Origin of the sequence: Psychrobacter cibarius, from assembly GCA_030686115.1 — a bacterium.
Lineage (GTDB): Bacteria > Pseudomonadota > Gammaproteobacteria > Pseudomonadales > Moraxellaceae > Psychrobacter > Psychrobacter cibarius_C.
On the sequence record CP131612.1, the window covers coordinates 1,372,350 to 1,390,912 of the forward strand.

General features: G+C 43.7%; 15 protein-coding genes and 1 riboswitch. Of the genes, 3 read left to right on the forward strand and 12 right to left on the reverse strand.

The annotated features are described in order from the left end of the window. Positions 1-58 precede the first annotated feature (58 nt). From Q6344_05805 to Q6344_05855, 11 genes are all read right to left on the reverse strand, one after another. Positions 59-433: a hypothetical protein gene (locus Q6344_05805; GenBank protein ID WLG14850.1), complete on the reverse strand. Its 375-nt coding sequence runs from the start codon at positions 431-433 to the stop codon at positions 59-61. Positions 434-472: 39 nt separating this feature from the next. Next, positions 473-2,749, reverse strand: a complete 2,277-nt coding sequence (nrdA, locus tag Q6344_05810; protein ID WLG14851.1) for a class 1a ribonucleoside-diphosphate reductase subunit alpha — start codon at positions 2,747-2,749, stop codon at positions 473-475. Between the two features lie 537 nt (positions 2,750-3,286). Continuing rightward, positions 3,287-3,607, reverse strand: a complete 321-nt coding sequence (locus tag Q6344_05815; protein ID WLG15153.1) for a DUF493 domain-containing protein — start codon at positions 3,605-3,607, stop codon at positions 3,287-3,289. 256 nt (positions 3,608-3,863) lie between these two features. Further along, positions 3,864-4,562, reverse strand: coding sequence for a class I SAM-dependent methyltransferase (locus Q6344_05820; GenBank protein ID WLG14852.1), 699 nt, complete (start codon positions 4,560-4,562; stop codon positions 3,864-3,866). A gap of 163 nt (positions 4,563-4,725) precedes the next feature. After that, the gene (gene tenA, locus Q6344_05825; protein WLG14853.1) at positions 4,726-5,373 is read right to left on the reverse strand and encodes a thiaminase II; all 648 of its coding nucleotides are present in this window, start codon (positions 5,371-5,373) and stop codon (positions 4,726-4,728) included. Between the two features lie 138 nt (positions 5,374-5,511). Continuing rightward, positions 5,512-5,631: riboswitch (TPP riboswitch) on the reverse strand. Between the two features lie 309 nt (positions 5,632-5,940). Continuing rightward, positions 5,941-6,867 (reverse strand): bestrophin family ion channel, encoded by a 927-nt coding sequence (locus Q6344_05830; protein ID WLG14854.1) that lies wholly within the window; start codon positions 6,865-6,867, stop codon positions 5,941-5,943. Between the two features lie 202 nt (positions 6,868-7,069). Beyond that, positions 7,070-7,843, reverse strand: a complete 774-nt coding sequence (map, locus tag Q6344_05835; GenBank protein ID WLG14855.1) for a type I methionyl aminopeptidase — start codon at positions 7,841-7,843, stop codon at positions 7,070-7,072. Beyond that, the gene (locus tag Q6344_05840; GenBank protein ID WLG14856.1) at positions 7,836-8,042 is read right to left on the reverse strand and encodes a ParD-like family protein; all 207 of its coding nucleotides are present in this window, start codon (positions 8,040-8,042) and stop codon (positions 7,836-7,838) included. The genes map and Q6344_05840 overlap by 8 nt, the downstream gene beginning before the upstream one ends. A 178-nt stretch (positions 8,043-8,220) precedes the next feature. Further along, positions 8,221-10,137 (reverse strand): RNA polymerase sigma factor RpoD, encoded by a 1,917-nt coding sequence (gene rpoD, locus Q6344_05845; GenBank protein ID WLG14857.1) that lies wholly within the window; start codon positions 10,135-10,137, stop codon positions 8,221-8,223. Between the two features lie 531 nt (positions 10,138-10,668). Then, positions 10,669-12,843, reverse strand: a complete 2,175-nt coding sequence (locus Q6344_05850; GenBank protein ID WLG14858.1) for a CHC2 zinc finger domain-containing protein — start codon at positions 12,841-12,843, stop codon at positions 10,669-10,671. A 208-nt stretch (positions 12,844-13,051) separates the two neighbouring features. Then, positions 13,052-14,251 carry an outer membrane protein assembly factor BamD gene (locus tag Q6344_05855; protein ID WLG14859.1) on the reverse strand — a complete coding sequence of 400 codons (1,200 nt, stop codon included), beginning with the start codon at positions 14,249-14,251 and terminating at the stop codon, positions 13,052-13,054. Between the two features lie 781 nt (positions 14,252-15,032). Between Q6344_05855 and Q6344_05860 the strand changes: the two genes are divergently transcribed. The 3 genes from Q6344_05860 (at position 15,033) to Q6344_05870 (ending at position 18,044) form a co-directional block, all read left to right on the forward strand. Beyond that, a complete protein-coding gene (locus tag Q6344_05860; GenBank protein WLG14860.1) occupies positions 15,033-16,286 on the forward strand; it encodes an RluA family pseudouridine synthase in 1,254 nt (417 codons plus the stop codon). Between the two features lie 106 nt (positions 16,287-16,392). After that, positions 16,393-17,355: a polyphenol oxidase family protein gene (locus tag Q6344_05865; GenBank protein ID WLG14861.1), complete on the forward strand. Its 963-nt coding sequence runs from the start codon at positions 16,393-16,395 to the stop codon at positions 17,353-17,355. 86 nt (positions 17,356-17,441) lie between these two features. Then, positions 17,442-18,044, forward strand: a complete 603-nt coding sequence (locus tag Q6344_05870) for a flavodoxin family protein (GenBank protein WLG14862.1) — start codon at positions 17,442-17,444, stop codon at positions 18,042-18,044. Between the two features lie 103 nt (positions 18,045-18,147). Here Q6344_05870 and Q6344_05875 read toward each other — a convergent pair whose 3' ends face one another. Beyond that, positions 18,148-18,333: a hypothetical protein gene (locus Q6344_05875; GenBank protein ID WLG14863.1), complete on the reverse strand. Its 186-nt coding sequence runs from the start codon at positions 18,331-18,333 to the stop codon at positions 18,148-18,150. Between the last annotated feature and the right edge of the window lie 230 nt (positions 18,334-18,563).

Below are 18,563 nucleotides of genomic sequence, written 5' to 3' on the forward strand. Positions count from 1 at the left end.
GAGTAGCGTTTTCATCCGTAAAAGCTGACTTTTAGAAGCAGCAACAGTGGTTATAACTCTATTTATGTTTGACTTTTATTCCCTTTAAAGTTTTTTCTGATAGAGTCAAAGCAGTGTCATATGAACTGTTATCATAACTACTATCAGGATCTTCTTTGTAATAGCCAACATTAGCCAGTGCTGTAGATACTATTTTTTTCTTATTATGATCTATTTCATCATGAAGTATAATGTTGTTAGTAACTGTACCTTCATCTGTCTCAGCGGTTATATTAATAGCAAGAATTTTATCTTCAAATGGGTAGTCGTGCATAACTGCCTCACAGTTGAAGTTTTCTTTAGTAACTACATACTCAGCATCTGAATCATCTTTAAAGGTTAAAGTTGAAGGAATAGTAATCTTTTTTTCTGCATCATTGAATATATTATTCATTTTCTATCTCATTTTTTTAATAGTTGAATTTATAGTTTTTTAGATCTTACATGCCCCACCAGCACAATCATCTTCCATATCCGCTTGCGCATCATTCGCACCATCACGAGTGTTATGGTAGTACAACGTCTTCACGCCAAGCTTATACGCGTTTAGCAGATCTTTTAGCAATATCTTCATTGGTACACGGCCGCCTTCATAACGAACGGGATCGTAGTTGGTATTGGCAGAGATGCTTTGATCAACGAATTTCTGCATTACAGCGACCAGCCTTAGGTAACCGTCATTGTTTGGCATTTGCCATAGTAGCTCATACTGATTTTTTAGCTTATCAATCTCAGGCACGACTTGCTTTAGGATGCCGTCCTTTGACGCTTTGATAGAGACCAGACCGCGTGGTGGCTCGATACCGTTGGTCGCGTTGGCGATCTGACTAGAGGTTTCAGACGGCATCAAGGCGGTTAGGGTAGAGTTGCGTAGACCGTGTTCAGTGATCTCGCCACGTAGCGTTTCCCAATCGAGATGTAGTGGCTCTTGGCAGATTTTATCCAAGTCTTTCTTGTACGTATCAATCGGCAAGATACCTTGTGAATAGGTAGTTTCATTGAACGCAGGGCACGCGCCTTGCTCTTTTGCCAATTTGTTTGACGCTTTCAATAGATAGAATTGCAATGCTTCAAACGTTTGATGCGTTAGACCAAGCGCGCTGTCATCTGAATAGCGCACGCCATTTTTAGCTAAGTAATAAGCATAGTTAATCACGCCCACACCTAGCGTACGACGACGCATGCTGCCGTTTTGAGCCGCTTTTACTGGATAGTCTTGATAGTCGAGCAGGGCATCAAGCGCACGGACGATTAGCTCAGCTGGCTCTTCGATGTCGCTGACGTTATCGACTTTACCCAAGTTGACTGCTGATAGCGTACAAAGGGCGATTTCGCCTTCTTCGTCATTGATGTTATCCAGTGGCTTAGTCGGTAGGGCGATTTCCATACATAGGTTTGACTGACGAATCGGCGCAACGCTCGCGTCAAATGGGCTATGCGTGTTGCAATGATCGACGTTTTGGATGTAGATACGACCCGTACTCGCACGCTCTTGCATCATTAGGCTAAACAAATCAGCTGCTGGGATTTGACGGCTACGAATGCTTGGGTCATTTTCGTACTTGGTGTATAACTCTTCGAATTTGTCTTGATCTTCAAAGAACGCATCATACAAGCCAGGGGTATCACCTGGAGAAAATAGCGAGATGTCTTGACCTTTGATCAAGCGGGTGTACATCGTTTTGTTTAACTGTACGCCATAATCCATATGACGCACACGGTTGTCTTCGACGCCGCGGTTGTTTTTGAGTACCAATAATGACTCAACTTCTAAATGCCATAATGGGTAAAATAACGTCGCCGCACCGCCACGGACGCCGCCTTGTGAGCAGCATTTAACAGCTGTCTGAAACAATTTATAGAATGGGATACAGCCAGTATGCTGGGCTTCACCGCCACGGATAGGGCTACCAAGGGCACGGATTCGACCCGCGTTGATGCCGATACCAGCACGCTGTGACACATAGCGTACGATGGCGCTGGTGGTGGCGTTGATCGAGTCTAGGCTATCACCGCATTCAATCAATACGCATGAGCTAAACTGACGCGATGGGGTACGCACGCCTGCCATGATGGGTGTTGGTAGCGAGATTTTGAATTGCGACGTCGCATCGTAAAAACGCTTTACGTAGTCCAAACGGTCTGACTTGTCATAACGGCTAAACAAACACATACCAACCAGCATGTACAAGAACTGCGGGCTTTCAAAGACGGTCTTATTAACGCGGTCTTGGACGAGGTATTTACCTGCCATTTGCTCAACGGCTGCATAAGCCAAATTCATATCGCGCCAATGATCAAGATATTCTTCTAACTCATCAAATTCGGCACGGCTATAGTCGGCTAGGATATGCTCATCATATTTACCAGCCTCAGTCAGCTTTTTGACATGGTCATACAGGTGCGGCGGGGTGAATTTATTATATGCAATTTTACGTAAATGGAAGATGGCCAAACGCGCTGCCAAATACTGGTAGTCAGGCGTCTCTTCAGAGATAAGGTCAGCTGCCGACTTGATGATGGTCTCGTGAATATCACGGGTTTTGATGCCTTCATAAAACTGAATGTGCGACTTTAGCTCAACTTGCGACACAGACACATTATCCAAATTGTGAGCTGCCCACTCGATTACCTTATGAATTTTATCCAAATCAATAAGCTCTAATCGTCCGTCACGTTTGGTCACTTTGATTTTGTCGATGTGTGTCATGTTGCCCTCTTAAGTTGATAACTTGGTAATTATTTATAATGTTGCTTATAGTGATGCTGCACAGTCAGTAAACGGCAGGCATTCTTTATAATGCTACGATGCTTGCGCCGCGATAGGTGTTTTTTTAGGCAAAAATCTACCGCTACTCATAGTGACAATTAAATTCACTGAGTACTACATATAGCGTGTTTGTTAGTAGGTAGGCACAATATAGCGGGAAAATTTTGAAAATACTATATTGATTTTAGGATCAAACTATGTTGCTGTGAGGTTGTGCTGTGTCCGAATTTTAGCAAAGGACGATGGGGTAAGGGTTAGACGCGATTGACTCAAATAATAAGTTTTTTGTAAAAATCGTATGATCATTTGCTTTTCATTCGCGAGTAAATGACCCACCAATAAGGGGACATAGAACAATAATAATGAGGGCGCAGATTGTACAGCAAACCACAAAAAATCGCCACCCGTATGTGATTACTAGCGAGTGACGATTTCGACGGAAAAGCGGCTGGCTTTTTTTAAACGACAGTTATCTGTCTATACGACCAAACGAACTGTTTTGGCAGCGTCGAGTGAGGCATACAGCACATTGACCTGATCGGCTGCTGTAAGATATAGATTGACCCGTGCTGAATGGAAGCGACCCGTTTTAGACGGTTTCACTTCTATCGAGGCCAAATCAAAATCAGGGAACTGACTGCCCAAAATAAGCTTCACTTCATTGAGTAAGTTCTCACGCTCGCCTTCATGACCAATGATGCTAAGTGGATAGTTCATTGGAAAGTCCCAAAGCTCAGGATTTTGAATATCCGTCCTTTTGCCTGTTATCACACCTTGATTGGGCGTTAGGTTGGTCATTTTTACTGATTTTTCATTTGTTGGTGCTTGGTTGTTGTTTTGATTGGTGCTGTCTTTTGGATCGTCAGTCATGATGTGTGCCTCGCTTTATTAAATGTTAGCTATTAGCATAAGAGCTTTATTCACCATTTATAGTGGCACTAAACTTATAATTCAAGTGCTAAAATGGCAATGACAGTATGCTATGGATCACTATGATCTGTCATAAATTTTGCTCAGTCATCCATGATAATCAAATGCTAATACACACATCAGCTCATTTTTTATAAGCACAAACAGCGACGTAATCCCCACGGTCATAGCCTTCGATGACTTCTTGCACTTTGTCATTGGCATACATAGGATGGGTCAGTAAGGTTTGTGCATACTCAAAATCGACAAAACCATTGGCTTGCATCAGCGCGATTTTTTCATCAGAGGTGCGCCAATTTGCTGATTTAACCAGCTCAATAGGATAGGGGTCAGCAGGAGAGATATGAGCAAGCAGCGGATGCTCCCAAGTATTTAATGAGCTAGCCAAGTTATATAAGCTCGCAAAACCGCTTTCTTTTGGCACATCGATAACAATCAATTTGCCGCCCGTTTTTAAAGCATCAAATGCCTTTTTAATACAGATATCCAAATCGCTAATATAACTGACACTGCCGTTAAACATGATGATATCAAACTTATTTGGCTCAATATCGCAAGTCTCGGCAGGACTAATATCCACTTGTAAGCCGCGCTTTTTAGCGATTTCAGCCATGTCTTTAGAAGGCTCAATGCCGTGCCTGATATGGATATCATAATCCTGCGTCAATAGTGACTCAAACAGTCCACTACCGCAGCCGATAGACAATATCTCACTGTCCTTATTTAAGAAATGAGCGACAAGTTTTAGCTCACTGGTCAGTAAGTTTTGGTTGTCAAAAAACCAGCTGTCATACGCGCTTGCGTGTTCATCGAATGCTGCCATGGTGTTTCTCCTTGAGTATTTTTTGTTGTATCGTTAATCCACTATAAAAGAGTGACAGCGTTCATCTGCACTCGGTTGCCTTATCACTGTTTTAAATTGAATCAATTATATTGAATAGTACGTGACGTTAAATTTGCCATAAAGCTAGCACTTTGCATAGGGGCTAGGACAGATCAAGCGCCTGCTGCCAAAAATTCACTTCCATACGTGAAGCAGTATTAAATAACTGTTGGAATTTGTCTGCCTGAGCGGGGTTAGCCTGTCCTAGTAGCGTATTAATCTGCGCTTCATTCTGCGCGGTAATCGCTTGAAATTCGTCACTGGCAAAGACATCAATCCATGGCTGGTAAGGATTGTCCGCGACAAAACCTTGTTCTTTAATGCGTTTGCCAATTTCGCCATAACCCATCAAACAAGGAGCAATCGCCGCATAAAGCTCAGCCAATGAGCCTGACATCGCAGCGTCCAATAGGTAGCGGCTATAGGCGATAGTCACGGCAGATTCAGGGTTGCTTTCTACTTCTTTAAGTGGGATGTCCCACTCATGACATAAATCGAGATACATGCCAATTTCCATATCGAGCATAGCGTTGATGCCTGCTTGACCGACTCGCATTTGTGCCAGCGTATCACTCTTATACACGCTCAACGCCATCACACGGGTATAGTGAATAAGATATAAATAGTCTTGTACAAGGTAGTGACGAAAGCTGTCAGCGGCGAGCGTACCTGCCGTTAGCTGTTTGACAAAATCATGCTGAATATAGCCATCCCAAGTTGGGCAATTATGGCGTAATGTTTGGTAGTTCATAGTGTTCACTTACTGTTATAAAATACGAGTAAGCAAAGAGTAGGAGGTGATCAGTAAGCAGGCACAAAAAAACCTTACTAGATTATGTGAATAAACTGGCAAGGCTTGCTTAGCAATAGATGCTTAAGAGGTGTGCTATAAAATGTCACGCTTGTTTCCTACGTCAGTGCTAACTGCATCAGGTTCGCGGGTAACTCTCAGCCATGATTTTGAATTGTAGTTAAAGCATCAAAAATCAAAGAACCCCGACAAGGTTTATTTTTCAGAAATAAATATAAAGTTTACATAAGTTTAAACTGCTCGTACTTAAGCAATCGGCTCTATGTTAGACGAATTCAGCCATCATTAGCAAGTAATGCGCAAAAAACCATGAATAAAGGTTGTCTTGCAAGCGTAAATAGGCAAGATTTTACTTTTTATTAAGCTGGTCAAGTAACACGAGAATGGCGAGAGAAATCACTATTTTCAAATGCATTTTGTATTAATAAAAGCTCTACTATTGCCTGTATTATTTAGCTACCCAACGGTAGGATATTAAAAAATATCTGATAAATTAAGGCAACACGCTTATGGTAAATAGCCATTGATAGGAGTGATCTCAGGCGGAATATCTGCCTCTTCTAATGCTTCTCGCAGATTGATCTCGATAGTACGCGATAATGCAGTCAGGGGTAGCTTGTTGGCGGCTAAGCCGAAAGGCTCTTCTAGCTCTTCACTGAGGGCATCCAAACCAAAAAAGGTATAAGCGATCACGGCACAAATCAGTGGGGTCACCCAACCGAGCGAGGCCACCAAGCCAAAAGGCAACATGATGCAATACAGATAGGTCGTGCGATGGACCAGCAGCATATAAGCAAACGGCAGCGGTGTATTATGAATGCGTTCGCAGGCCGCCAATACAATGGTCATAGACGTCAGGCGCTCGTCCATGTTCTGTATGACTTGCTCTGACACCAGTCCTTGACGCCGAATGTCGCCGAGCTGCTTACCCATGAGGCGCATGATGTAATCAGGGAGGTTGCGCGCTTGGCGCATACTATCATGGTGTTTTGATGCGACAAAAGGCTCGACATCATGCCAAGGTGACGAGCCGCGCAGGCGATGGCGCACAGCATGCGCAAAAGCAATGGTCAGGTAAACCATCGTTCGCCCAGTCTCGCGCCCATTTTCGGTATCAGCATCTATAAAAGAAAGCACTTGACGGGTTAAGCTACGCGCATCATATACCAACTGACCCCAAAGCCCTCGAGCTTCCCACCAGCGTTGATAACTGGCATTGTTACGAAATCCAAGAAATAGCGACAACGCGATTCCTAGCAAGGTAAAAGGAGCCATACCATAATAAGGAAAAGAGTCAGGAAGCCAGTGCTGAATAATTGTTATAAGTGTGCTGAGAAGCGCGATCAGCAAAATTTGCGGATAAATTTTTGGAATGACAGAGCCGTGCAGGGTAAAAAGTATCTTGAGAGCGTTTGGGGTTTGCCGGACAATCATGTCAGTTTCCTATCGATGGCATGTATAAAAAAGCGATGGCAAGGGTATCAATCAGCGTATACTCAAATCATCGCGACCTATGATATCAGTAGTTACCAATATGGCAATAATAAGATGATACTTAAATACTTAAATACTTAAATACTTAAATACTTGAATCACTCTTGTATTACGCAGCAGCAAGGAAAACTGTAAGCACGCTCTAACGGGTCTCTTCTTCACGCAGCGTCAGCACTTCATAACCATCGGCAGTCACCGCGATGGTATGCTCCCATTGGGCAGAAAGCTTTTTGTCTGCAGTCACCACCGTCCAGCCGTCTTTTTTCATTTTTACTTTGGCTTTGCCTTGATTAATCATTGGCTCAATAGTAAAGGTCATGCCTTGTTTTAAAACCAAGCCTGTACCTGCGCGACCATAATGTAAAACTTCAGGCTGTTCGTGCATTTCGCGACCGATACCATGCCCGCAGTATTCTCTAACGACAGAGTAACCGTGCTGTTCGGCATGGCTTTGAATGGCATGCCCGACATCACCGAGCGTTGCGCCCGGTTTGACCATACGGATACCTGCCCACATGGCCTCATAAGTGTTATCGACGAGGCGTTTTGTTAAGGGCATCACATCGCCAATCATATACATTTTGCTAGAGTCGGCAATAAAGCCGCCTTTTTCTAAAGTAATGTCCACATTGATGATGTCGCCTGATTTTAGGTCTTGATTGCTTGAGGGTACACCATGACAAACTACTTGATTGACAGAAGTATTGAGAACGTATTGGTAGCCGTATTGACCTTTGCTGGCAGGTCGTGACTGCAAAACATCCACAATATAGCGCTCGACTAAATCATTGACAGTCATTGTGGAGATGCCAGCAACCATGTGCGTATCTAGGTAAGCAAAAACCGATGCCAATAAGCGTCCAGACTCACGCATGATGGCCAATTCTTCAGGTGTTTTTAGCGCGATTTTAGCCATCGATAAGATTTCCTATATTAACCTCTGCTCGTTTTAACTGCTCGCTGATGATATCGGTATAAGATGCGTGAGGATTGGCCTCGGCCAACATACCTATCTTTATCCAATACTCTGCCTGCGCGTTAATCGAACGTACCATTACCGCACTGGCTTTACGAAGCTCTTCGTGTAGCGCATCATCAATTTTAACAATACCCATTGTTTTACCTAGTATATGAAATATATACGAATCATATATATTGTATAGTGCCATTGCAAGCTCGTTCTTGTATTCCTTGATGAAGACATGTAGTTATAGCATTCGAGCCATCAAATCGATGACACAAAAAAGCCGAGATAAACTCGGCTTTTTTATTGGTGCTTAGTTTGCTTTATGATTAATCATTCTCTAAGAACGAACGCAGATGCTCAGAACGTGACGGATGACGCAATTTACGCAGTGCTTTTGCCTCAATCTGACGAATACGCTCACGTGTTACGTCAAACTGCTTACCTACTTCTTCCAAGGTATGGTCAGTTGGCATGTCGATACCAAAGCGCATTTTTAGTACGCGTGCTTCACGCTCAGTCAGATTGCCCAATACATCACGAGTCGCTTCACGCAGACCAGCTGCGGTCGCATCATCAACAGGGCTTGAGATAGTACCATCTTCGATGAAATCACCTAGGTGTGAATCTTCATCATCACCGATAGGGGTTTCCATCGAAATAGGCTCTTTGGCGATTTTCAGTACTTTACGGACTTTAACTTCGTCCATCTCTAAGCGTTCACCTAATTCCTCAGGTGTTGGCTCGCGTCCCATTTCTTGTAGCAATTGACGAGATACACGGTTTATTTTATTAATCGTCTCGATCATATGTACAGGAATACGAATGGTACGCGCTTGGTCAGCGATAGAGCGGGTAATCGCCTGACGAATCCACCATGTCGCATAGGTCGAGAACTTATAACCACGGCGGTATTCAAATTTATCAACCGCTTTCATCAGACCGATGTTACCTTCTTGGATTAAGTCCAAGAACTGTAGACCACGGTTGGTATATTTCTTCGCGATAGAAATAACCAAACGCAGGTTAGCTTCGACCATTTCTTTTTTGGCGCGGCGAGCTTTTGCTTCACCGACTGCCATACGGCGCGCGACGTCTTTCATATCGTGGATTTTCATGTCGAGCTGTTGCTCGTAGTCACGAATGCGACGTTGCAATAAAATAACATCATCAGTGACTTTTTCTAGCGTACCAGCAAATGCAGGTTTGCCTTTGATGCGCTCAATCAGCCAATCAACGTTGGTTTCGTTGCTAGGGAAAGTCTTACGGAATTCTTCGCGCGGCATACGACCACGGCGAATGACCAAACGCATGATTTGACGTTCTTGCTTACGCACATCATCATAGACATCATGCATGATGGCCATGACTTGATCTGACAAGCGATTGTTTAGCTTGAGCATCATAAAGCGTTCGGCAAGTAGAGCATAAGCAGTATCTGCTTCTGTGCTACCACGGCCATAATCTAGCAAGGCTTGCTTGGCTTTAATAAATAAGTGTTCGATTTCTTCTAGACGCAGACGTACTTCTTCAGGATCGATACCGCTGGTTTCTTCTTCAGCTTCCTCTTCAACGTCGTCTTCATCCTCGTCCTCATCATCAAGCGCCGCTGCTTTGGCTTTTGCTTTGATCACAGGTGGATTTTCTTTCTCTTCTTTTATGCGTTCACGTTCTTCTTTTGCTGCCTCTTTTGCTTCTTGGGCAGCGATTTTGTCTGCTTCGGTCTCAGGATCTAAAAAGCCAGTAATGACGTCAGAAAGCTTTTTTTCGCCATCTTGTACTTTTTGATACTCATCAAGGACGAACTGTACGGTACCCGGCCAGTAAGACATCGCATGCTGTACGTCACGAATGCCTTCTTCGATACGCTTGGCAATGGCGATCTCACCTTCACGGGTCAATAGATCAACCGTACCCATTTCACGCATATACATACGCACAGGGTCAGTGGTGCGACCCGGCTCAGTCTCAACAGAGGCCAATACCGCCGCTGCCTCATCCGCTGCCATGTCATCATCACTTGAATCGTCGTTCATCAAGATGTCATCGGCATCAGGCGCAGATTCAAAGATTTTGATACCAACGTCGGTCAGCATTTGCACAATATCTTCGATCTGATCGCTTTCGGTAATAGAGTCGGGCAGTTGGTCATTCACCTCAGCATAGGTAAGATACCCTTGCTCTTTACCCATTTGGATTAAGGTGGCCAGTTGAGATGTGGACTTAGAAACTGACTTATCGTTCATAAATACTCGCTTACTTGCATCGGACATTTTTATATTGTGACGCGCTATCGCTCGCTCAGTGCGTTGATATAATCAATCGATTCATCAATATATGGCGTAGAGGTTGTCAATAATATCAAAAATGAGTTGATATGAATAAAGGCTCAAAATACTACAATTACAATGCTAAAAAACTGCTAGAAATTAGTAACGCTAAAAAGTCTTCAAGATAACATTATCTAAAAAATAATATATAAAGATAACGGTACCTAAAAACGGATACTTCAAAATAATATCTAAAATTTGTGCTTAATGAGGCGGAGTATCGCCATCTATTAAATTGGGCTATAAATAGTTAGCGACACAGTTTAACACACACCAGCGTAATCAAGCACGAGGTAGTGATATCTACCGACCGTTTTTTACTGATTATTTTATATCAGCCAAATGATTAAATGGCAATACATGCTATTGGGCATAATCATTAGTAGTGGGGGCAGCCGCTATACTTTTAAAGGGTTGGAGATTTTTTAGCAAAAATAATGGCAAACGTTAAGATTTGACGGTAACCATCTGCGCTGACTGCTCAGCTTGCTGCGCGCGTAGCCAATCATTTAATAATTGCGACTGCTTACGGACAATCGCCAGCTTGATATGATCAGGATTTTTGATGAGCTCTTGCATCTTTTTTTGCAGATGTAACTTGAGCAACTGCATCACCAAGTTTTCGATCAACTCATCCAAGCTCAAAATATTTCTGCCAATCAATGTCTTATAAAATCCGCCCCAGCTACGGCTAAGTGTCTCTTGGGTGATTGGCTTGACATTAGACAATATAAAGTGTGCGGCGGCGTTGGCATCTTTGGGTAAATGATTCAGGCAGCGTTTGATGGTGCTAACGATATCCAGCAAGGCGATATCTTGCAAATCTTCCCAAGCAAGCGGACGCAAGATGTCAGGCGCGGCTTTTTGCTTGATGTGTGCTGGCAGCTGTAAATCATTAATACCTGCCTGCTGCCAAATGGCTTCGATAGGGTCTTCAATTAAGGCGCGTGGCTGAAACAAAAAACAAAGTTGCAATTGCTGACTGATGGTCATGTCACCATCAAAATCTACCAGCGCATCTCTTGCATCTTTATTTTGGCTACGTTTACCACCCAGCTTCTGATAGACGTCATTGTTCAGCAAATAGCGAAAGCTACTGCCTTTAGGTAATGCAGTGGTCAAGGCACGTACTTGTGACATGAGCTTGGCTTTGCCTTCTGCCAAGGTTAAATCGTAACGCTCGCTTAAATAGGCAAAAATATACTGTGACAATGGCATGGCATTCGCGATTTGCTCACGCATGGCATCGCCGCCCTGACTCTTAATAAACGTATCAGGATCATGATTATTTGGTAGGGTCAAAAACCGCAACTCTTTGTCATCGGCCAGCACGGGTAGCGCCACCTCTAAAGTACGCCAAGCTGCTTTTTGTCCCGCGCTATCGCCATCAAAGCTCAAGGTTAGGGTAGGGTTTAATGTTAAAAGTCGTGATATTTGACTCTCATTGATCGCCGTACCCATCGAGGCGATTGCCCCATAGATACCTGCTTGATAGAGGGCAATCACATCCATATAGCCTTCGACCACCAGCCAGCTGTCGGCACGTTGTTGGCGTGATTCGTAATAGCCATACAGCACATGCTGTTTATGAAAAACGGGTGAGTCAGAGGAGTTGATGTATTTAGGTTTTACTTCATCATCCAGCGCTCGACCACCGAAGCCAATCGTACGGCCTTGATTGTCTCGAATCGGGAAAATGACCCGATCGCGCAGTAGATCATAATCGCGTCCAGACTCGGACTGGCGCACTAAGCCTAACGCTTTGAGCCCTTCAATATCCTGTGGAAATTGATGCTCAAGATGCTGCCACCCAAAGGGCGCATAGCCTAAGCCAAAGGTCTCAAAGATGTCTTCTGTGATACCACGCGATAAAAAGTAATGCTTAGCATGCGGATGAAGGGTGAGATTGTGCTGATAAAACTGCTGGATTTGCTCTAACAGCTCATACAGGTTACCGTCTTTATCGGAAACGCTATGATCATCGTACAATGCCGCAGCATCAGTATCGCCACCTGTCAACCATGCTGGCGGATAGCTATTATTATCTTGGTAGTCTGTGCCATAAGAATCTTCTGGATAAGGCGCTGAGTCGTAAGCATCTAGCGGTGGATACTCATCGTAGCCGTTGCTACTATCGTGATAAACGGGTTGATCGGTATCGCCGTACTGGTTTTGTTGCTGAATAGCTGAAGTAGCGTTAATAGAAGGCGCATTAATTGTTTGAGCCAAACTTTTAGCGTCACTTTTAGCGTCGATAGTCGGACTAGGTATTGACGGTGGTGCAATCGGTTTTGGTGCACGGCGCTGGTAGCTGACGTTTTGTTGCTCTTCTTTTGGGACTTCGATGCCCGTCTGCTTTGATAGCTCATTGACCGCTTCAATGAACGTTAAATTTTCATAATCGCGTAAAAAACTGATGGCATTACCGCCGACGCTACAGCCAAAGCAGTGATAGATGTTTTTTTGTGGATTGACATAAAAAGAGGGCGATTTTTCGCCATGAAACGGACAGCAGCCTTTAAACTCACTACCAGCACGTTTAAGCGTAGTATGACGCCCAATGATACTGATTAAGTCAGCTTGGCTATTTAATTGGTCGAGAATGTAATTTGGAATACTCATGCAAAAAACAGTTTACCATAGGTGTATTATCTTAAGCATAGGCAATATCGGGCACAAACAATATTGGGCATAGATAATGAAACAGAAACAGAAAAAATAAGGCCAACTCTGTCGTTGACCTTATTTTTTTCATGATGTGCGTTGATGTACTAAAAAGAAGAAACGTTCTCTTAATTAAAGAAAAGACGTTGCCTCAAATCCAGCGCATTTATTCATCATTCATATCGACATCTGCTGGCATGATATCAATCCCTTGAACAGGCAATGTCGTACGGCGTACAGGATTGGTGTTTTGCGGATCGACATTGGCTTCTCTTGCCGTAGAGCCAGTGCTCGATTGGCTAGTAATGCGCTCAGCGGAAGCTTCAGGCAGACCCAAGCCGACGTTAATGCCAGTATTGGCGCGCACAGGTGAAGTACCTTGCGCTGCACTGGCTGCTGCATTATCGCTTGGCAGTCTCAATTGACTGGCGTTACGAATAACCTGAGTTTTGGTCGCGCCGTTATAGTCGCCTGTCGCAACTGATGAAGTATCTTTGTTAAAACGACTTAACTGTCCAAAAGTCAATTTGTTGATGAAAGAACGCTCACGTTTGGTGTCGAGTTTAACGCGTCCATTAGCACTTAACATGTTGGGATAATTAATCTGCAATAGAGTTTTGTATTCTGCTGCCAAATCAGACATACCCAATTTGTCATAGCTATAAGCTAAGACCGCGATTGCGTCTGGGATGGATTCACTAAGTGGATAGTATTGAAACACCCATTTGGCACGGTTAACAGCAGCGACATAAGCTTCGCGCTCGATATACCAGTTGGCGGCACTCATCTCACTTTCAGCAAACTGATTGTAAATGAAAGTCATGCGCTGAGCGGCATCTGGCGCGTAAGGGCTGTTAGGGTACTTATTAATAAGCTCTTGAAAGTTAGCGAAGGCAATACGTAAATAGGCGGTATCACGCTCAGCTTGATTGAGCTTAAACAGTTTTAGACCTTCTGATGAGCCTTGCATATTGGCGACGCCGCGCACATAGTAAGCGTAGCTGACTTGCGGATTAGAAGGATATAGGTTAATAAATTGCTCAGCGCTGGCGGCGGCCATTTCATACTTACCACTGGCATATTGTGCGTACATCATGTCGAGTAATGCTTGCTCAGCGTATTGTCCAGTAGGATAAAAAGTGCGCAGATTGGTCAAATCTTCGATGGCTTGTGTATAGCGGCCTTTATCAATCTGGGTAATGGCGTCGTTATAATAGTTCTGCTCTGATTTTTCGGCAGTTTCTACCGCATCGACGTCTTTACCGCCAGTCAGATTTTTGAAAGTCTGACAGCCCACTAAGTTTACGCTTAGCGCAAGTAGGGTTATTGAGGACAGTTTGATAAACGTATTGCCAACAGCTTGCATACTTCTTCTCCGACACAAGACGTATAATAGCAGCGACGCTATCATACTAGATATTAGGTTAATGATAAAAAACGATGCGTAGGCATCAATAGTGGTCTGTCATCTACTATGTCAATCATCGGACATACCAGTTATCGTTATTAAAAAACGCTTGATGGCATAGGGTTTATATCAAACCAAATGCTTTTAATAAAAAATTCGATAAGCATACAGTGGCATAGCATACAGCAAAATATGGCTATACTTTATAGAATAACGTTTGCTTCGTCTATTTTTTCGCCATCTATATTGTACTTAATCCAATCGTGCTCATCGGATTTGAGTCAGTATCGTACAGTTATTAGTCTACTGCAACGCATATACGATATGCTGCTGCTCGCAATGAGCTGTACACTAGCGCATGTCAGTTTGGCATTTTAACATGAGCTGCTGTCACGAGCGATATCGAATGTCGCTGACACTGATAAATATACAGTAAATTACAGCAATGTCATATTTTAGAGAGTTAAGTACGGCGCTGACGCTCGCTGCGGTATAATCAAAAAATGACAGATAACACACAGCTTCTATAGGGCTTAGGCGCTTGGCGTGATACACTAGCACGGTATTGCCTCCGCTTTTTTCGACGACGATCGCTTTTATGATAAGCGATTGATAGCGAATGGCCTTTTGTTTTTTATAGCGTTACGCTTAATACTTTATTAGAAATTTCTCAAAAGCTACCTTTCAAAACCATGTCAGGCGCTTTGCCATATATAAATCTGCTATGAATAATAATGCTATGACTACCCATTTACCACCGAATCAATCACGACAGACTGATTCATCAGCACAAGAGTCACCGATGCCAAATGACGTTTTAAATAATAGTGAATTACCTGACGATAATCAGTCGATGCTTGATGAGCAAAGCCATAGCGATCATGTTTTAGAAGACGCTGTGTCAGAAGAAGCTATGTTAAAAGATAGTGATGTGCTTGACGACGATATGATAGATAGCAGCGATGAAGATGCTGACGACATTGATGATAGCGAAGATGATGAAGCATCAGCCGCCGGTCAAGTGGTGCCAGTAATTATTAATATGACGCATACGGTTATAGAAGACGAAGCTGGTTTACGTATTGATAAATTGGCTTCAAAAATATTTACCGATTTCTCACGTGTTCAATTACAAGGTTGGATCAGTGATGGCAGCCTGCTGTATAACGGTGGCGTGCAAAAACCGAAAATTCGTGTCAGAGCGGGTGATGTGCTGCAGTTAACCACCACATTAGAGCAGCATAGTGAAGATCAACCAGAAAATATAGACATCGATGTGGTCTATGAAGATGATGAAGTATTGGTCATCAATAAACCTGTTGGCATGGTAGTGCATCCTGGTGCGGGCAACCAAACCGGCACCTTGGTCAATGCACTGCTGTATCACTATCCGCAGCAGCACCATCTGCCGCGTGCAGGTCTGGTGCACCGTATCGATAAAGATACCTCAGGGCTATTGTTGATTGGTAAAACCAAGCCAGCACAGCTTGCGCTGATGGAGCAACTAAAGGACAAGTCGGTCTATCGTCATTATCAGTGTGTGGTAGCAGGGGATGCAGCGAGTCTATCGCGCCATCGCCGTATTGACGCCCCAATCGGTCGTCACCGCAACCAGCGTACTAAAATGACGGTAATGACGGCAGGACGCGAAGCTGTGACTCATTTACTGAATGTGACCGCGCTTAATGGCAATTATTGCCTGTTGGATGTAGGTCTTGAAACGGGACGCACTCACCAAATTCGTGTGCATTTAAGTCATGTTACTTATCCGATAGTGGGTGATCGTGTCTATGGTGGTCGTCGTCAATTGCGGGCAGGACTGACAGAAGCACAACGTCAAGCGATTAATAATTTTCCACGTCAAGCCTTGCATGCTTATACATTGGGTTTCGTGCATCCAACGACTGGTGAAGATATTGAAGTCACCACACCACTGCCTGAAGATATGCAGCAGTTAATGGCTGTGCTAAGTGATGGCTATGATGACGAGTAGACCGCTCCTTGTAGGCGAGAGCGTAAAGTCGCTTATAAAAAACAGAGCCTAGTAGTAAATAGCGATCCATGATATAAAAATGACTCATTAAGACGGTAAATCAGCCATGACTCATCAGTTTCCTATGACATTGCTTGCACAGATTGATGATGTGGCTGTTTTTCAAACAGCTGCCTTTTCAAGCGATGATGTTGACTCACAAGACCAGCCCACAGAACAGCTAGTACGACAGCAACGTCAAGCGAATTACGGTGAGCTAAATTTAGGTTTGCATGTCAATGACGATGCTGCAAAAGTACTGAGCAATCGCATGCGTTTATTATCTGCCATCAATGAGCAGCTTGCACCCTTATCGTCGACATGCCAACACGTACCCATCAAACGCTTACACTGGGTTAACCAAGTTCACGGTAAGCAAATTCATGATATTGATGGCACAGCGCTAGGTATGACGCCAATGTCTGCTGACGCGATGGTCAGTCGGCAACAAGGGCTTGGGCTTTCGATAATGACGGCTGACTGCGTGCCGATAGTTTTATATCAGCCAGCTAGTGGTCAAATGGCAGCGATTCACGCGGGTTGGCAAGGTCTGGCTTGCGGGGTTATTCAAGCGACTGTGCAATGCTTTACGCAATCAGGACAAATCAAAGCTTGGATTGGTGTTTGTATCAGTCAAGACAGCTATGAAGTTGGCGCTCAAGTTCGCAATCAATTATTGAAAGGTTGCACAGAAAATAAGTTATTGAACACAGCAAGTATTGAACATTTTGATTCGTTATATGTCATAGATTCTGTAGCTATTATTAAAGGCGATAGCAATACTCAACATGTACAGGATACGGTTGATAAGCGGTCAAGCTGTAACACAGTTGACGCGAGAAAAATCAAGCTAAATTTACCAAAGTTGGCAGCGGATCAGCTTAGTGCGTCGGGCGTTATAGTAGATGACACCTTATCTAGCAGCTGTAGTTATACTGATGACCACTATTACTCTTATCGGCGTCAAACGCATTTGCAGCAGCCTGCTACGGGTCGAATGGCGCTGGTCATTGTACGTGGCGCTGCGTAGGATTACGCTATTTGCTGTTGCGCGCAATTAACTGTTGAACTTATATTGTTTTTATTTAACCATTTATAGCCATTATTAGAGTTTGTATGAATACACCTGCCAAATCGTCCACTACTGATAGCATACCGACTGTATCTATTGCTGTTATTTATCATAGCAACTACGGTCATACCAAGCGCGTCGCTGAAGCGATCGTCGAAGGGGCGCATCAGCAATTGCCAGCAGCACAGGCCAAAGCCGTTGATGTCCACAAGGTCGACTGGGATTATTTGGATCAGGCGGATTTGCTGGTTTTCGGTAGTGCCGTATATATGGGTAGTGTCACTGCTGAATTTAAGACTTTTATGGATGAAACCTCAAAGCGCTGGTATCATCGTAAATGGGAAGGTAAGTGGGCAGCCGCTTTTGCCAACTCTGGTGGGCTGAGCGGTGATAAGCTGGCGGTATTGCAGCAGATTTCTTTATATGCGATGCAGCATGGCATGAACTGGATTGGATTACCGCTGATGCCGACAGGTCATGAGGCTCATGATTTAAACCGTTTATCTAGCTTTTTGGGCTTGATGACCCAGTCGCTTGATGGTCCCCCTGAGGAAACGCCAGGACGGGGAGATATTGATACGGCTATTTGGTTCGGCGATCATTTGGCCAAGACAATTATCAAGCATCAGCCGGCGGCGCGCCCTTGAAATGAATGGCTATTGAGTCATTCAAGGTAATTTATTAAACATTAAAGGCAGATATCAAACCGATATCTGCCTTTTTTTTGCTTATTTTATGAGTGTGATGGCACTATTTTTGATTTTTTGTACTGGTATTATTTTGAACCTGCACAGTAGTGGCAGGCGTATTTTTGACCAAGATGCTATTGGTAGGGGTGGTATTCACAGGGATAGGGCTGTCGACAAACTGAAATGATTGGCAGCCTGTGATTAACAGGGCTGATGTAAGTATATAAGCAAGAATCGGTAACTTCATAGTGGTGTCTCAGGCGGCGATCGGCAACGTGGAAATAGCGCCTATCATAAACAAAATATGGTGCGGTGCAATAGCTTGTTTCGTAGCATTATAAAAATATGACTGGTAAAAAAAGCGAGTGCTAACTTAAGTCTATGTATCTATTATGTACAACTAAAATCGATGATGACAAAAAATGAAGCAAATTTTTGACAGCTATCTACAATGATAGGTTTTTTTATAAAAGATAC

Bases quoted from the DNA above. Each gene is read 5' to 3' on its own strand.
- Q6344_05850 (WLG14858.1), bottom strand. From the start codon at position 12,843: ATGAGTATTCCAAATTACATTCTCGACCAATTAAATAGCCAAGCTGAC.
- Q6344_05805 (WLG14850.1), bottom strand. From the start codon at position 433: ATGAATAATATATTCAATGATGCAGAAAAAAAGATTACTATTCCTTCA.
- tenA (WLG14853.1), bottom strand. From the start codon at position 5,373: ATGAACTACCAAACATTACGCCATAATTGCCCAACTTGGGATGGCTAT.
- Q6344_05840 (WLG14856.1), bottom strand. From the start codon at position 8,042: ATGGGTATTGTTAAAATTGATGATGCGCTACACGAAGAGCTTCGTAAA.
- nrdA (WLG14851.1), bottom strand. From the start codon at position 2,749: ATGACACACATCGACAAAATCAAAGTGACCAAACGTGACGGACGATTA.
- Q6344_05865 (WLG14861.1), top strand. From the start codon at position 16,393: ATGACTCATCAGTTTCCTATGACATTGCTTGCACAGATTGATGATGTG.
- rpoD (WLG14857.1), bottom strand. From the start codon at position 10,137: ATGAACGATAAGTCAGTTTCTAAGTCCACATCTCAACTGGCCACCTTA.
- map (WLG14855.1), bottom strand. From the start codon at position 7,843: ATGGCTAAAATCGCGCTAAAAACACCTGAAGAATTGGCCATCATGCGT.
- Q6344_05870 (WLG14862.1), top strand. From the start codon at position 17,442: ATGAATACACCTGCCAAATCGTCCACTACTGATAGCATACCGACTGTA.
- Q6344_05820 (WLG14852.1), bottom strand. From the start codon at position 4,562: ATGGCAGCATTCGATGAACACGCAAGCGCGTATGACAGCTGGTTTTTT.
- Q6344_05830 (WLG14854.1), bottom strand. From the start codon at position 6,867: ATGATTGTCCGGCAAACCCCAAACGCTCTCAAGATACTTTTTACCCTG.
- Q6344_05815 (WLG15153.1), bottom strand. From the start codon at position 3,607: ATGACCAACCTAACGCCCAATCAAGGTGTGATAACAGGCAAAAGGACG.
- Q6344_05855 (WLG14859.1), bottom strand. From the start codon at position 14,251: ATGCAAGCTGTTGGCAATACGTTTATCAAACTGTCCTCAATAACCCTA.
- Q6344_05860 (WLG14860.1), top strand. From the start codon at position 15,033: ATGACTACCCATTTACCACCGAATCAATCACGACAGACTGATTCATCA.
- Q6344_05875 (WLG14863.1), bottom strand. From the start codon at position 18,333: ATGAAGTTACCGATTCTTGCTTATATACTTACATCAGCCCTGTTAATC.